16 protein-coding genes and 1 other RNA gene are annotated in these 14,539 nt (G+C 45.2%); 10 read left to right on the forward strand and 7 right to left on the reverse strand.

Annotation, left to right across the window (positions count from 1 at the left end):
* Positions 1-146: 146 nt before the first annotated feature.
* Together NST83_RS09065 and NST83_RS09070 are read right to left on the reverse strand one after the other, a co-directional pair.
* The gene (locus tag NST83_RS09065) at positions 147-335 is read right to left on the reverse strand and encodes a hypothetical protein (RefSeq protein WP_025686450.1); all 189 of its coding nucleotides are present in this window, start codon (positions 333-335) and stop codon (positions 147-149) included.
* Positions 336-342: 7 nt separating this feature from the next.
* A complete protein-coding gene (locus NST83_RS09070) occupies positions 343-576 on the reverse strand; it encodes a hypothetical protein (protein ID WP_013309704.1) in 234 nt (77 codons plus the stop codon).
* A 173-nt stretch (positions 577-749) separates the two neighbouring features.
* Here NST83_RS09070 and NST83_RS09075 point away from each other — a divergent pair, with 173 nt between their 5' ends.
* The 5 genes from NST83_RS09075 to NST83_RS09095 all read left to right on the forward strand — a co-directional run bounded on the left by NST83_RS09075 (position 750) and on the right by NST83_RS09095 (position 5,200).
* Positions 750-947: a cold shock domain-containing protein gene (locus tag NST83_RS09075; RefSeq protein ID WP_010348936.1), complete on the forward strand. Its 198-nt coding sequence runs from the start codon at positions 750-752 to the stop codon at positions 945-947.
* Between the two features lie 207 nt (positions 948-1,154).
* On the forward strand, positions 1,155-2,567 hold the full coding sequence (locus tag NST83_RS09080) for an MATE family efflux transporter (RefSeq protein ID WP_342417369.1): 1,413 nt from the start codon (positions 1,155-1,157) through the stop codon (positions 2,565-2,567).
* A 237-nt stretch (positions 2,568-2,804) separates the two neighbouring features.
* Entirely contained in the window at positions 2,805-3,884 is a 1,080-nt protein-coding gene (locus NST83_RS09085; protein ID WP_137062545.1) for a tetraprenyl-beta-curcumene synthase family protein, read from the forward strand.
* A 23-nt stretch (positions 3,885-3,907) separates the two neighbouring features.
* Entirely contained in the window at positions 3,908-4,879 is a 972-nt protein-coding gene (gene pfkA, locus NST83_RS09090) for a 6-phosphofructokinase (protein ID WP_342417370.1), read from the forward strand.
* A gap of 117 nt (positions 4,880-4,996) precedes the next feature.
* A complete protein-coding gene (locus NST83_RS09095) occupies positions 4,997-5,200 on the forward strand; it encodes a DUF3906 family protein (protein WP_137062547.1) in 204 nt (67 codons plus the stop codon).
* Positions 5,201-5,210: 10 nt separating this feature from the next.
* On the opposite strand, the gene NST83_RS09100 is transcribed toward NST83_RS09095, so the two are convergent.
* The 4 genes from NST83_RS09100 to NST83_RS09115 all read right to left on the reverse strand — a co-directional run bounded on the left by NST83_RS09100 (position 5,211) and on the right by NST83_RS09115 (position 9,370).
* Entirely contained in the window at positions 5,211-6,581 is a 1,371-nt protein-coding gene (locus NST83_RS09100) for an MATE family efflux transporter (protein WP_342417371.1), read from the reverse strand.
* A gap of 196 nt (positions 6,582-6,777) precedes the next feature.
* Positions 6,778-7,956 (reverse strand): putative glycoside hydrolase, encoded by a 1,179-nt coding sequence (locus tag NST83_RS09105; RefSeq protein ID WP_342417372.1) that lies wholly within the window; start codon positions 7,954-7,956, stop codon positions 6,778-6,780.
* A gap of 231 nt (positions 7,957-8,187) precedes the next feature.
* A complete protein-coding gene (locus NST83_RS09110; RefSeq protein ID WP_082067170.1) occupies positions 8,188-8,376 on the reverse strand; it encodes a hypothetical protein in 189 nt (62 codons plus the stop codon).
* Positions 8,377-8,548: 172 nt separating this feature from the next.
* Positions 8,549-9,370 carry a YitT family protein gene (locus tag NST83_RS09115; protein ID WP_137062550.1) on the reverse strand — a complete coding sequence of 274 codons (822 nt, stop codon included), beginning with the start codon at positions 9,368-9,370 and terminating at the stop codon, positions 8,549-8,551.
* A 325-nt stretch (positions 9,371-9,695) separates the two neighbouring features.
* On the opposite strand from NST83_RS09115, the gene NST83_RS09120 reads away from it, so the two are divergent.
* The 4 genes from NST83_RS09120 (at position 9,696) to NST83_RS09135 (ending at position 13,120) form a co-directional block, all read left to right on the forward strand.
* The gene (locus NST83_RS09120; protein WP_342417373.1) at positions 9,696-11,279 is read left to right on the forward strand and encodes a DEAD/DEAH box helicase; all 1,584 of its coding nucleotides are present in this window, start codon (positions 9,696-9,698) and stop codon (positions 11,277-11,279) included.
* Between the two features lie 222 nt (positions 11,280-11,501).
* Positions 11,502-12,269 carry a DUF624 domain-containing protein gene (locus NST83_RS09125; protein ID WP_137062552.1) on the forward strand — a complete coding sequence of 256 codons (768 nt, stop codon included), beginning with the start codon at positions 11,502-11,504 and terminating at the stop codon, positions 12,267-12,269.
* A gap of 52 nt (positions 12,270-12,321) precedes the next feature.
* Positions 12,322-12,515: non-coding RNA, 6S RNA (ssrS, locus tag NST83_RS09130), on the forward strand.
* A 212-nt stretch (positions 12,516-12,727) separates the two neighbouring features.
* Entirely contained in the window at positions 12,728-13,120 is a 393-nt protein-coding gene (locus NST83_RS09135) for a DUF1499 domain-containing protein (RefSeq protein WP_137062553.1), read from the forward strand.
* A 110-nt stretch (positions 13,121-13,230) separates the two neighbouring features.
* On the opposite strand, the gene tpx is transcribed toward NST83_RS09135, so the two are convergent.
* Positions 13,231-13,749, reverse strand: a complete 519-nt coding sequence (gene tpx / locus NST83_RS09140) for a thiol peroxidase (RefSeq protein ID WP_342417374.1) — start codon at positions 13,747-13,749, stop codon at positions 13,231-13,233.
* A gap of 119 nt (positions 13,750-13,868) precedes the next feature.
* On the opposite strand from tpx, the gene NST83_RS09145 reads away from it, so the two are divergent.
* Positions 13,869-14,492 (forward strand): rhomboid family intramembrane serine protease, encoded by a 624-nt coding sequence (locus NST83_RS09145; RefSeq protein ID WP_342417375.1) that lies wholly within the window; start codon positions 13,869-13,871, stop codon positions 14,490-14,492.
* Positions 14,493-14,539 lie beyond the last annotated feature (47 nt).

Below are 14,539 nucleotides of genomic sequence, written 5' to 3' on the forward strand. Positions count from 1 at the left end.
GGCGGCTGCCAAAATGAAGAAACCGCCACGCTGACCGTGAGCAGCAGAGCAAGAGGTTTTGTGGCATGCATGAACGGCATATCCTCCTTATACCATGGCTTGTTATGCCATAGTATGACCTCTTGCGCCCAAAAGTATCATTTTCCTTACCTTGGGTCGGAACCTATATTTAATAAGCTGTATACAATAAGATAAAAGGCAAAGCAAACCATGATTACGGCAGTGAGGGCCATCCACTTTTTGAGAGGAGCCGGTAACGTATCACGTTTCATGATCAGCACTCCGCCCAGCGTAAAGGCCAGAATAATGAAGATGAGAAAGCTATTGGACACCATGAATGCGCTATACCTGTTTGAAAGCGTTCATGATCCGCTGCCACTCTTCCTCGTTATCTTGAAAGGACTGCTTGGGAAACCGATTTTGAGCCCAATGCATCAGCGCCGGACGGCTCAAAAACGTGTGGGCTTCTTCGCCCCAATCATCGGATATTTCCCGTAGAACGATGTAACGGCCCTGCACCTCGACAGTCATCATGTTCCAATTGTCTTTTTTGTATATTTCGTGTTTTTTCATCATATGCATGTCTCCGATTTTAAAGATGTTTTGGTTCATGATACCGCAGTTTCCGCGACAAAAGCAAATCATTCCAGCCTGTAAAAGCCCTCAAAACATCAATTGCATTGTGAAAAAGCATGAAGTATAATATGGATATTCGCCATAGATGGCGGTATTTTTAGGAGGTTGTTCACTTGAAAGGTACAGTAAAATGGTTTAACGCAGAAAAAGGTTATGGCTTCATCCAAGTGGATGGTGGCGAGGACGTATTTGTACATTTCTCCGCAATCCAAGGCGACGGCTTTAAGACTTTGGAAGAAGGTCAAGCGGTTGAATTCGAAATTACTGAAGGTAACCGTGGACCCCAAGCAGCTAACGTAAATAAACTGTAAGTGTAACTGAATTGTAAGAAATGTTCCGCTCATGCGGATGTCTTATATATTACGGTTAAACGATGAATTGAGAGCGCAGTTCCTTAAAATTTAAGGGACTGCGCTTTTTTGCGTAAAAAAGTTTATGATATGAGAAAGCTGAACTGGAATAGGGTATTATACCGTAATGGAAACAAAGCATTCGTTATTATTGAAGGAGTTGATAAGATGAGCGCAGCAGAGGCAAGTCGTAAACCTTCCTTGACCGAAGGTCCAATTGCCAAAACACTGTTTTTATTCTCCTTGCCAATGCTGTTCGGAAACGTGATACAGTCGCTGAATGGAACGATCAATTCGATCTGGGTCGGCAAGTTTCTGGGCGAGGCTGCATTGACCGCCGCTTCCAACGGAAACATTATTATGTTTTTTCTCATCAGCGCCATCTTTGGCGTCACCATGGCTGCCACCATCATGATCGGGCAGAAGATTGGTGCGGGAGATGTTGCTGAAACCAAGCGTATAGTAGGCACAAGTGCAGTCTTTTTTCTTGTACTTGCTCTGGCTGTGGGCATTATAGGATTTTTTGGATCTCCATGGATTCTTCGTGTGCTGAACACGCCCGCTGAGTCTGTGGATATGGCAATCACATATACGCGTATTATTTTTGCGGGTATGCCCTTTTTGTACGGTTATAACTATATTATGACCGTGATGAGAGGGGCGGGGGATTCCAAAACACCATTTTATTTTCTACTCATTTCTGTCGTACTGGATGTGCTGCTTAATCCATTGTTAATATTTGGATGGGGACCTATACCCGCGATGGGCATCGGGGGTTCTGCAGCGGCTACACTGATCGCTCAAGGGGTCAGCTTCGTGCTGATTCTCATTTATCTTTACCGTGTAAAATACTTTTTGCGTATTACATCCTCAGAGCTTCATTTGCTGAGATTTGATTGGGAAATTATTTGGGCCTTAATCCGTAAGGGAGTGCCTATGGGGCTGCAAATGATTGCTGTCTCCTCCAGTGCAATCGCGTTGATGAACCTGATTAACGGATACGGTACAGTGGCGGCAGCAGCTTATACTGCAGCAAATAACTTGTCCAGCTATGTGCAGATGCCAGCCATGGCACTAGGTGCTGCTGTGTCTTCCTTTGCGGCACAAAATATCGGGGCTGGGCGTTGGGATCGGGTGCGCAAGATTACATGGATTGGAATTGTGTACAATTTTGTACTGACTGGTGGATTAGTAGTATTGATTTACATCTTCAACCGGGAGGCCTTGCTGATGTTCCTTCCTTCTAGTGGCGGCGCTTTGGAACTGGGCATGCGGATTAATCTGATTACGTTGTGGTCTTTTGTCATATTCGGTATTACAAATGTCATTACAGGGGTTGTACGATCTACAGGTTCCGTAGTCGTACCACTTTTAATTACCATCATTTCATTATGGGGTATTCGTATTCCTCTGGCCTATGCGTTTGTCGATGAATACGGTCTGGATGCTGTATGGTGGAGCTTCCCTGTTGGTTTTGCCATCTCAGCAGTGGCAGTTATTTTCTATTATGCTTTTGGAAAATGGAAGCAGGCCAGCATGGATGGATTTCATGGCGTAAGGCCTGTAGAGGATGAGGGATAGGCAGGGCCTTAAGCCTATTTTAAATTAATAATTTTATCAGGGGAAATTTTGTTTAATTTCAATTTTTGTACATTTGATCAAGACAGGTAAAAAGATTTTTTATGAAAATGGTTCGTTTTTCTTAAATAATAAAGAAAAAGTGAGGTTGTTCATTTGTGCTAAAAGGACGATCATATTATAATGAGTATGGTTTGGATAGGTATAATTACGTAGACAACAATGTGGAGGCACCGTCATTTGAGTTATGTTGAGCAAGGACGTTATCAAGTTCCGAGAGGCCCCATAGGTCTAATGAGCCGAATGTACAAGCACATTCTCCCTGAAACGAAGCACGAATTGGCAAATTGGAAACATAAGGCTGAACAGATTCCGGATCCCGAGTTGAGAAGTCAGGCACTTGCAAGCATAGCAGAAAAGACATTTCACTGTGTAGGCGGAGCGGTGTATGCCGCAGGGAATATGTCTGCCCGGCAGACGTTAATTCCGCTTATTGTGGCGTATCAGACGATTAGCGATTATCTGGACAACCTGTGTGATCGCAGCACGTCCATGGATCCGGATGATTTCAGGCTGTTGCATCAGTCTATGCTGGATGCGGTCAACCCGGCAGCCAAGCCAGTGAATTATTACGCTTTGCGTCGTGAGCAGGAGGATGGCGGTTATTTGACCGGGCTGGTGACAACCTGTCAGTCTTGTATAAGCAGGCTTCCTGGCTATGAGGCGGCAATGCCTTACGTTCAGGATCTGGCGGGATTATACACGGATTTGCAAGTTTACAAGCATATTAAACCCGAATTGCGCGAACAAGCGCTACTGGATTGGTGGTCGGTTCATAAGGGCCGTACACCGGAGCTGCGCTGGAACGAATTTGCTGCTGCTACCGGTTCAACCCTGGGGGTATTTATGCTGTTTCTTGCTGCCAGCGACCGGCATCTCACGGATGCGGGGGCTGCCTCAATACATGCATCGTATTTTCCACATGTGTGCAGTCTTCATATTTTGCTGGATTATCTAATCGATCAAGACGAAGACCGGAAGGGCGGAGATCTTAACTTCTGCAATTATTATGAAGATACCGACATGATGCTGGACCGGATCGCCTATGTTGTGAATCGGGCGCGGGTTGATATTGCAGATGTCCCTGCCAGCTCCTTTCACCGGATGATTATCGAGGGATTGCTGGCGTTATATTTATCCGACCCCAAAGTTAGCGAGCAGCAGGAAGTGCGCTCGGTTTCGAAACGTTTAATGAAAAACAGTCCGCTCATGCGCTTGTTTTTCTTCTTAAACAGTCGATGGATAAGAAGGCTTTTATGAACATTTTGAGGAGGTCATAAATCATGACAGCAGTTAAGAAAATCGCAGTATTAACGAGTGGTGGAGATTCACAGGGGATGAACGCCGCAGTTCGCGCCGTTGTGCGCAGTGGCTTGTATTTTGGACTTGAAGTATTCGGGGTTCAACGCGGATATCAGGGCCTGTTGAATGATGATATTTTCCCGATGGATTTGAGAAGTGTCGGAGATATTATCCAACGTGGGGGTACTGTACTTCAATCTGCAAGATGCAAGGAATTTACGACTGAAGAAGGGCAGAAAAAAGGCGCACAAATTTTGCGTGACCGTGGAATTGATGGTGTAGTCGTGATTGGTGGAGACGGTTCCTATCAAGGGGCTAACAAACTGACCAAGCAAGGAATTAAAACCATGTGTCTTCCAGGTACGATTGACAATGACATTTCCTTCACTGACTACACGATTGGTTTTGATACGGCAGTTAGTATCGTAGTGGACGCCATCAACAAGCTGCGTGATACGATGTCATCGCATGAGCGTTCTTCTATTGTAGAAGTTATGGGACGTCATTGCGGCGATATTGCTTTGCATGCAGGTCTGGCTTCCGGTGCGGAAACGATTTTGGTACCCGAGGTAGAGTTTGACCTGAATGAAGTATCTGATCGGATGAAGCAAAACTTTAAGCACGGCAAACGCCATAGTATCATTATCGTTGCTGAAGGCGCAGGCAAAGGCGAGACCGTAGCACAGGTAATCCAGGAAAACTGTCCGGATTATGAGCCGCGTGTAACAGTGCTTGGGCACATTCAACGTGGAGGCACACCAACCGCATTTGACCGTAATCTGGCAAGCCGTTTGGGTGACTTTGCTGTTCGTCAATTGATTGAGGGCGTATCTGACAAGGCTTGTGGAACGATTGACGGCAAGCTGGTAGCCACAGATATTGACAAGGTCGTAAATACGAAAAAAGAATTCAATATGGAGCTTTACGAGCTGGCTTTGCGCTTGTCCCAGTAATGAAAGCTGTTTTATGTAACAAATTGATTCACATTTAGGAATTCTTAAATTCATGCGGATGACTCCAGTCATCCGCTTATTTTTTAACATTTAAAGCAGATCTGGAGGAAATAAACCATGTATTTGTTCAAAATCGAAGTGGACAGCTCGGAAGGAGCCTTAACGGTTATTCTCGTTGCGGAAAATGAGGAGCAGGCATTCCAGGCTGTGGATCAGCATGTGGAGAGACATTTTCTGTATCCTCCGAAACTGAACGAAGTAGCTATTGTGGAGAAAAAAAGAATAGCTTCGGGTACTGCCTATGTCATGGAAACACGCTGATACGCAAAGGCTAAACAGCCTCTGCGCGTCGTTTATTTTCGGTAAAACGTCGTTGTACAACCAGCAGGCGGAAGAGAAGTGCCACTGCTCCCGCGGCCAAACCTGTAATCAAGCCAATCCAGTAGCCGTAGGGACCAAATGATGTCCAACGTGCGATAATATACCCTACAGGAAGTCCGATAACCCAATAGGCCAGGAACGTAATCAGAAAGGCCGAATTGACATCCTTATACCCACGCAGTGCTCCTTGAGTAGGTGTAGCGATAGCGTCGGATATTTGAAAGAAAATCGCATAGAGCAGGAAATGTTGCGTTAACTGAATAACCTGTGGATCGGTGGAGTACAGCCGGGCGACCTGTTCGCCCCAGATCACAAGCACAACAGCCGTGATCAATGACAGACCAATCGCACTGCTGATCCCCATTACGCTGTATATTTTTGCATCCCGCGATCGTCCTGCCCCTGCCTCATACCCAACTAGAATCGTGAGTGCCATACAAATGCTGAGTGGAATCATGTACAGCGTGGATGCAAAGTTCATAGCTGCCTGATGAGCCCCAATTGTTGCCGTATTATAACTGCTCATGAAAAGGGTAACAGCTGAGAAGACAGCGGTCTCGAAAAAGATCGCAAAGCCGATGGGTACGCCGATTTTGATAAGCTCTTTCCAAGCGCTAGCAGCGATGCCGTATATCTTGCTGAAAACCCCGTACTCGGCAAATATCCTTCCCCAATGTACGGTGATGCCAGTAACAAGCATAACAATCCAGTACGTGGCGGCAGTTGCCACTCCGGAACCCACACCTCCCAGGCGCGGAAACCCCCAGTTTCCATAAATAAGTAAGTAATTCAACAAGACATTGATGGGCAACGACATCAGCGTGATGGTCATTGTAAACCGAGTTTGTCCCAGCGCATCCATAAAGCTCCGAAGGACCGTATAAGCAAAGAGCGGGGCAATGCCGAAGGCCATCGCACAAAGGTAGTACAAAGCCACATTATGAACCCTCAACTCCAGATTCATTCCGTGGAGAATGGGCTTAACGAGAAAAACACCTGCAATCAGAACAATCATGGATAGAGTGAGTGAAAGCCACAGCGCCTGAATGACATAGTAAGAAACCTTGTCCTTGCGCTGTGCTCCAACCAATTGCGATACAATAGGGGTAACGGCCATAAGTATTCCGTTTAGGCCTGTTTGCACGGGTACCCACAGACTCACACCGATGGCTACACCAGCCAAATCGGCAGAAGAAAAGTGTCCTGACATATTAGTATCAAAAAAAGTCATCGCGGATAGTGCAAGCTGTGTTACCAGAATAGGGAGCAAAATGTTAAAAAGCTGCTTCCATTTCTGGCTGTTAGTTAGAGTTGATTGCATTTTTATGTCCTCACTTACTTGGAGTTATCAATCGAATATATCATAACATGTCAAGTATTTATTGTAAGGGATGCGGCAGCATTTGAACAGCAACAAAAAAGACTGCACCCATGATCAAACGAATGGGGCAGCCTTCGAAACTTCTAAATCATTGAGTGTATTTCTTAAAAGTAATGATAAGACCGGGATATATGGATTATTTGTACGTTACTCCGCTCGTATAGCGGTTTGTAGCATTCCAGAGTAAATATTCATCCACTTTCATGTCCTTAAGCGCTCGAATTTGATCCTCAACCTGGGTTTTACCATATTTGGCATAATGGCCGCTTCCCAGCCAGCTTGCGGTAAAATCCTGAATCCATGGACGAATGATTGGTTTCAGCTTGCCTGTCGGGTCAAGCTTTTTGTGCGTATCTGCCATCGACCCTTTAATGGTCCGGTACGGATTTTTGTCAGGGTCCTTTACACCGAACCAGCCTGTTGTATAGTGACTTGGATAAACCATAGGAGAAATGACATCCACGTTTTCTGAAATTTTGGCGAAATCCTGTCCAATTCCTTCCGCAGCGGGAACGGATGCGGCATACCCGAAAATATCTACCGATACCCGCACACCCAGTGGAGCAAGCTCTTTACGGGCATATTGCACGAACTCAGCGACCGCATCCACACGTGATTGATCGGATTTGGTATATTTCAGCTTGTCCGCTCTTTTTTCAAAGCCTTCAGGGAAACGTACATAGTCAAACTGAATTTCCTTGAAGCCCAGCTTTGCCGCCTCCTTGGCGATAGCAATATTATAATCCCAAACTTCTTTATTATAGGGATTGACGAACCCATCGCCCTTGCCGTTTTTCCAGACAGAGCCGTCAGGATTGCGGAAGGACATTTCGGGATTTTTGTTGGCTAATACCGTATCTTTAAATACTACAATACGGGCAATCGGGTACACGTTGTGCTTTTTCAATCGGTCCATCAAACCGGAAATATCCCGAATGAATTTTTGCGGCTTGCCCAATTTCAGCAGCCCGGGATTGGTCGTTGGATAAGTAATGTAACCTGCATCATCTTTAATATCAATAACCATGGAATTGAGCTCTGTCTTGTCTAGCAGTTCAAGCAACTGGGTCATACGTGAACCGCCTGCGCTATAAGCCGTGACATAAATCCCCTTGATAGCAGGAGTCGTCGGCTGGGGGTCAATTTTAACTGGAGGATTGGATGCATCCACCTTCAGACCACTTTGTTGGGCCTGAATCATCGCGCTGTTGATTGTCGTTGCCACCGTATCTTTTACATTTGGGCCGTTGACTGATTGTGTCTCGTTTCCGCCCATTCCTATTGCCAATAGCATAATTGCCCAAATCATACTCATTTCTTAACTCTCTCCCTTATGTATGTCGCTTACCTGATTATACGTAAAGTTATGTATCGAAAAAACAACACGGTTGTAACCAATGCTGGAATCATCAGGGACAGTCTTACATGATTAACCCAACCCGTGTCCATTGAATCCGTAAAATGACATAAATAATGCCGCTTTCTTCGTGGCTGCGGACTGCAACCGGAAGGAGCGGCACTTGGTGGAGAGATTTAATGAAGATGTTTACTGAAGATACGTATTGTCCTGATGCTCACAAATACTGTACTGAATAATTTCGAGCGCATCCGTGGGCTTGAGAATGGCCATCCCGTCCCGAAGTACAATCATCGAGTTCAGCTCATTCTTTTTGAGAAACGGGAGCATTTCTGGATACCACCTCAAGACAATGTCGGACAGTTTTACCGTTTCCATTTCCACAAAAATCACCCTTTCCTGCTCGGAATCATTCCATCAGAATCATTCGGTACGAATCGGAAAAGCAAAGTGCCTGTGAAATAGCAGGTAAAGCTGGTCTTTATATAGTATGGGAACAGCGCACGTATAGTGTACCACAGAAACGACTTTTTGACACTTGGGTTCGTGCTTATCTTCGGCGGAAAGAGCCCATAACTCCTACTGTTTCCACGATATTAACGAAAGCAGAGGGATCCACTTGCTTAATAATGCGTTTCAGTTCTGCCAGCTCGTAGCGTGTTGTAACTGTCATCAGCATATCCTTTTCAGTATGAGAAAATGCACCTTCAATTTTAATTTTACTGACTCCACGTGGAGTCGTCAGCATTCGGCTGAGCAATTTCTCAGTATGCTCTGTGATGATGTAAACGGTTATTTTGGTGTGGCTCACATAAATCTGATCCAGCACCTTGCCGGTCACGAAAATGGATAACATGGATGCAAGGGCAATATTCCAGTCTTGATTCAGATATCCCGCTGCCAGAATAACCAGTCCATTCAAACCGACGATCACGGTCCCTACAGGGAAATCGCGGTAACGGGTGACAATGGAGCCGATAATGTCAAAGCCGCCAGTAGATCCTCCCACCCGAAAGGAGATCCCTGCTCCAACGCCAATCAACACTCCACCAAAAACGGAGGCAAGCAGCGTATCTTTAACGAGAGCTTGCACTGGAATCCAGGCCAAAATCCATGTTGTAGCGACAACAGATAAAATACTCATACTAATAAATCGCTTGCCTAAAATAAACCAGCCAGCAATAAGCATCGGGATGTTCAGAACAAAATACATCACGCTGATATCGAATTTTGTAAAGTAGCCAATTAACATGGAAAGCCCTGCTACTCCGCCGCTCAGCAGGTGGTGGGGCACGAGAAACAGATTAAAACCGCTTGCTATAGCAGCGGCCCCCAAAATGACAACAAAACAGTTTAACACTATTTTTAACAACGTTTTTTCACCTCATTTAAAATATACGGAAAGCAACTTGCTGGTATTCATGAATTGTTTTGTGCTATAATGCGATGTGGATATTCTTGAGTAGGGACCTTCTGTCCAGAGAAACACTTAAAATTTAAACTGTTTTAAAAAGGATAAATTCGTTTAAGATGTATCGGATAAGGTTACCCGAGTTTATACAGAATGATGCAGTTATAGGCCTAAATAAACTGTTACTGTATTGGGAAAACCTATACAATAATATCGCTACTTAAGAATACAGACAACATTGTGGATTGTCCACCACATCCACCATTATGAAGGAGTTTGAATAAATTTGACGACATTTGCAGAATTTAATCTTGAACCGAAAGTACTTGAGGCGATTACAGAGCTTGGTTTTGAAGAAGCGACGCCGATTCAATCCCAATCCATTCCTCTTGCGCTGCAAGGAAGAGACATGATTGGCCAAGCCCAAACAGGTACAGGTAAAACCGCAGCTTTTGGTATTCCATTGATCAGCAAAATCTCTAGAAACGATGACAAAATCAGAGCACTGATTATGGCACCTACACGTGAGCTTGCCATTCAGGTAGCTGAAGAAATCGAAAAGCTGTCCCGCTTCAAAGGCCTTCGCACCCTGCCGATCTATGGCGGTCAAGATATCGTGCGCCAGATTCGCGCTTTGAAAAAGAAACCTCAAATTATCATTGGTACACCAGGTCGCTTGCTCGACCATATTAACCGCAAAACCATCAAGCTGGAAGACGTAAACACCGTTGTTTTGGATGAAGCGGATGAAATGTTGGATATGGGCTTTATGGAAGATATCCAATCCATTCTGAAGCAGGTTCCGGACGAGCGTCAAACGATGCTTTTCTCGGCTACGATGCCTCCTAATATCAAAAGACTGGCTGAACAATTCCTCAAAAACCCTGAGCATGTTTCAGTTATCCCTAAACAAGTTAGTGCTCCACTGATTGATCAGGCCTACATTGAAGTTCCTGAACGTCAAAAATTCGAAGCTTTGAGCCGTTTGATCGACATGGAATCTCCAGAACTTGCTATCGTATTTGGTCGTACCAAGCGTCGGGTAGACGAGCTGGCTGAAGCTCTGCAAAAACGTGGATATTCCGCTGACGGTTTGCATGGTGACTTGTCTCAGAACCAACGTGATGCTGTAATGCGCAAATTCCGCGATGGAAGCATTGACGTGCTCGTAGCAACTGATGTAGCTGCCCGTGGTTTGGACGTTTCCGGTGTATCTCACGTTGTGAATTTTGACCTTCCGCAAGATCCGGAAAGCTATGTTCACCGTATTGGACGTACTGGACGTGCAGGTAAAGAAGGGGAAGCATGGTCTTTCGTAACGCCTCGTGAAATTGATCATTTGCATTTCATTGAACGCGTAACTCGTCACCGTATTGCGCGTAAGCCGCTTCCAACCTTGGCTGAAGCTTTGGAAGGCAAACAACGCATCATCGCAGAACGTCTCCTAGAGGCTGTAGAAAGCGGTGAGCTGAACGAATACAAAGGCTTGGCTATTCAAATGCTGGAGCAGTATGACTCCGTACAACTTCTCTCCGCAGCTTTGAAGCTGATGACTGGCGAGAAAAGAGAAGCGTCTATTGAACTGACTCCGGAAGATCCAATTCGTGCAAAACGTCGTAAACCGGATGTTCGTTCCGGCGGACGCAAGCCGTCTAACTACAGCGGACGCAGTAACGGTGGTTATAACTCCAATCGTACTGGCGGCAGCGGTAGCAAAGGTGGATATGGTGGCTACAACCGTGGCGGCAAAGAAGGCGGTAGCTACAACCGTGATTCCGCAAGCCGCAATAGCGGAGATCGCAGACCACGTCCAAGCAATAGCGGAGAAACTCGTCGTCCTGCAAGACGCGATGATTCCTCTTCTGAATAAGAATTGAATAACAGGAAAGCCGAAGTGAATTCTCGCTTCGGTTTTTTTGCTATGAACTCAAGGAGTATAAAATTTCTTAGCAATCTGCTTCGATTCCCGAAGTATTGATTTCACTGGCGCATTGGGGATGAAATACGGTATGATATAGTCAACAGCCGGAATTTACAGGCACAGCAACATGAGCCGTGGAACTGCCAAGGCTTGCGGAGGGAGAGGCTAACGTTGGAGTTTAAAGGAGCTATGGGTGGTATTTATCGCCTGACTGAATGGATTACCCGACTGGCGGCTACCAATTTGTTATGGGTGTTATGCTCGTCGCCTTTTATGTTCTGCCTCATACTCAAACTACTTGTGATGAATCAGAACTTGGTTAATGAATCTTTACAAATGAATTGGGCGATGGCTTTTTTGGCACCGCTTACTTTATTCCCGGCTACATCGGCCATGTTTAGCGTCGTTCGCAAATGGGTAATGGGCGATACGGATTTAGGTGTGTTTCGTACTTTTTTTAAAGGATACAAGGAAAACTACAAGCAGAGCCTGATTGGAGGCATCTTTTACACGCTGCTGTTTGTCATTATGTATGTGGATTATACCGTGTATATGACGCAGCTCAGCAATTTGCAAATTGTAGGCATTATCATGCTTATTCTCATCATTATTTTGCTCGTATCCATGTTTAACTTTTTCTCGATGGTTGCTCATTATCATATGTCCATCGGACAACTGATCAAAAATGCGGTCTTGCTGACGCTCATTCGACCGTTCCGCGTATTTTCTACTATGCTCGGTAGCGCGGTTGTTATCTTTATTGGGGCCAAATACCCTGTGCTGTTTTTGTTCTTCATTGGTAGTGTGGTGGCCTGGTTCGCATTCTTTAATTTTTATGGAACGTTCCTCAAAATGCAGGATCAGATGGAAAAGATGAAACAGAAAGACGAAGAGGAAGCAAGCACGAAAGACAAGAAAAGTGATAACCTCCAAAAATAAAACAGATTTCTCCTGGCATTTACTTTCCAAGTGAGAAGCGCTATAATAAGGTCACATCCTGCGATGCACGTTACGATCATTTGTTGTTTTGAACCAATGACAATGTCTAGGGAGATCAATACGGGTGGACAGCTGAAAAGCCCTGTCAATTTTGACAAGGGGACTTCAAAAGTTTGTCCTGCGGTCACCCACCTGCTAAAGCAGGTTCAGAAGACGCTATGGTCGGACGGCATCGGCGGGTACTCAATGACGTAATCAACACACCCTGATACTGCTCCGTGCAGAAATAGGGTGTTTTTTGTATGTAACAATGCTAAAATAAGAAATAAGGTACTCAATCGCATACTGCAAGTATGATCGGGTTCACTTTGTTGTTTTAACGTTTTTATAAAGCGCTTGCAGCAAAGGGGAGTCGGTGTGCTGTGTTCAGCAACGATTATCGTGAAGGAGGAAATGTCTTGTCGTTGAAGAGGACTCTGGTAGGGATTGTGCGCAGCCAAGAAAGTACAAGCGACCGGGTCAAAGACCCCCAAATGAAGACACGCTATTATAACTTATCGAGAGACAAGGCTTGGGAAGAGGTATCGTCCGTTTTAAAAAAAATTCCTGGTTACAAGGTGCTGCATGAGGTGCCATCCGTAGGTGAGATTACGCTTGAGAAGCGAACGGCATTCGGCAGAACTGTCGACATTACCGTTTCTATACTGTCCGTCTCGCCAGTTCGGAGTGCTGTGGATATTTATTCCGCATCACGTGGATCGCTGGGGGATCTGGGTGCAAATTATCGCATTATTTTGCAGTTGTTCGCTATGATTGACAAGAAACTGTCCGCTCATAAGGTTGTACAGTGATTGCAGCGTGTGAGCAGCAAAGTGGCAGATAAACGTCAAAAAAGCGAGGAAGGCAACCCTTCACTCGCTTTTTTAGTATTTGAATCAGTCCTTAACGCAAGCAGCGTGAATTAGACGAGCTTCTTCACTGCTGCAATCGCTTGGTCATAGTCAGGATGCTCGGACATTTCACTCAAGTATTCTACGTAAGCGATTTTATCGTTTTGATCAATAACGAAAATAGCGCGATGATCCAGATGGAATTCCTTAATGAACACGCCGTAGGACTCACCAAAGGAATGGTCCTTGTAATCGGATAGTGTCAATACACGGTCAATGCCCGCAGCGCCGCACCAACGAGCTTGGGCGAACGGCAGATCGACGCTGACAGTCAGTATCACGACTTGATCCCCAAGAGAATCCGCTTCTTGATTAAAACGACGGGTTTGTGCGTCACATACGCCTGTATCGAGAGAAGGAACAACGCTGATTAGCTTGACTTTACCTGCAAAGTCTTGAAGCGTAGTAGCTTCCAGTAGATTTTTTTGCAATTTAAAATCAGGTGCCTGATCACCAACTTTCAGTTCAGGACCCACGAGAGTCAAAGGATTGCCTTTAAAAGTAGCAACTTCTTTACGTTCTTGTGCCATATGTAATAGCCTCCTTGGTTTTTAGCATTGGTTATCGGTGCTGAAATCTATTATAATCTTTTATAAAAGACATTGTCCAATTTGAATAAGGTGGAGACACCTATGAAGGAAGGATTACATTGATTTTTTTACGTTATGAGAACTGGAAAAGTTATTTGCGTTTTTACCCGGTAACCTGTTTGATTTTATTTATCAATATCGTGATGTTTATTGTGCTGACTGTACATGGTGGATCGGAAAATAGTTTGACACTGATCCGGTATGGAGCCCTGATCAATGAGGAGCCCTTTACCGACCAGTTATGGCGGTATGTGTCAGCTATGTTTTTACACGCGGGGTTTGATCATCTTTTCTTTAATTCCTTTGCGATTCTCGTATTTGCTCCGCCGCTGGAACGTCTGCTCGGGTCCCTTCGCTACGTACTGTTGTACCTCGCTACAGGCATTGTAGGAAACTTACTATCCATTGCGCATTACAACATGGTGGCGGAAACCACAGTCTCTGTAGGGGCCTCAGGAGCGATATATGGCATCTACGGTGCATTTTTGTACGTTGCCCTGTTCCAGCGGACGCTTATGGATGAGGCCTCGCGCAAAACGTTGTACACGCTGCTCGGCTTTGGTATCCTGTTTTCGTTTGCTGTGGCGAACATTAACTGGACCGCCCATTTTGGAGGACTGCTCAGCGGGTTTTTCCTGTATGGATTAATGATCAGATTGACTGGCCAACGTAAACGTCACTAAAGACAGCTTTACCGTCAGTCAGCAGAGCGAGAAAGAGGGAGGGGTTC

The sequence above is a fragment of the Paenibacillus sp. FSL R10-2782 genome, assembly GCF_038592985.1.
Taxonomy (GTDB): Bacteria; Bacillota; Bacilli; order Paenibacillales; family Paenibacillaceae; genus Paenibacillus; species Paenibacillus terrae_C.

Bases quoted from the DNA above. Each gene is read 5' to 3' on its own strand.
- NST83_RS09065 (WP_025686450.1), bottom strand. From the start codon at position 335: ATGGTGTCCAATAGCTTTCTCATCTTCATTATTCTGGCCTTTACGCTG.
- NST83_RS09070 (WP_013309704.1), bottom strand. From the start codon at position 576: ATGATGAAAAAACACGAAATATACAAAAAAGACAATTGGAACATGATG.
- NST83_RS09080 (WP_342417369.1), top strand. From the start codon at position 1,155: ATGAGCGCAGCAGAGGCAAGTCGTAAACCTTCCTTGACCGAAGGTCCA.
- pfkA (WP_342417370.1), top strand. From the start codon at position 3,908: ATGACAGCAGTTAAGAAAATCGCAGTATTAACGAGTGGTGGAGATTCA.
- NST83_RS09095 (WP_137062547.1), top strand. From the start codon at position 4,997: ATGTATTTGTTCAAAATCGAAGTGGACAGCTCGGAAGGAGCCTTAACG.
- NST83_RS09100 (WP_342417371.1), bottom strand. From the start codon at position 6,581: ATGCAATCAACTCTAACTAACAGCCAGAAATGGAAGCAGCTTTTTAAC.
- NST83_RS09105 (WP_342417372.1), bottom strand. From the start codon at position 7,956: ATGAGTATGATTTGGGCAATTATGCTATTGGCAATAGGAATGGGCGGA.
- NST83_RS09110 (WP_082067170.1), bottom strand. From the start codon at position 8,376: ATGGAAACGGTAAAACTGTCCGACATTGTCTTGAGGTGGTATCCAGAA.
- tpx (WP_342417374.1), bottom strand. From the start codon at position 13,749: ATGGCACAAGAACGTAAAGAAGTTGCTACTTTTAAAGGCAATCCTTTG.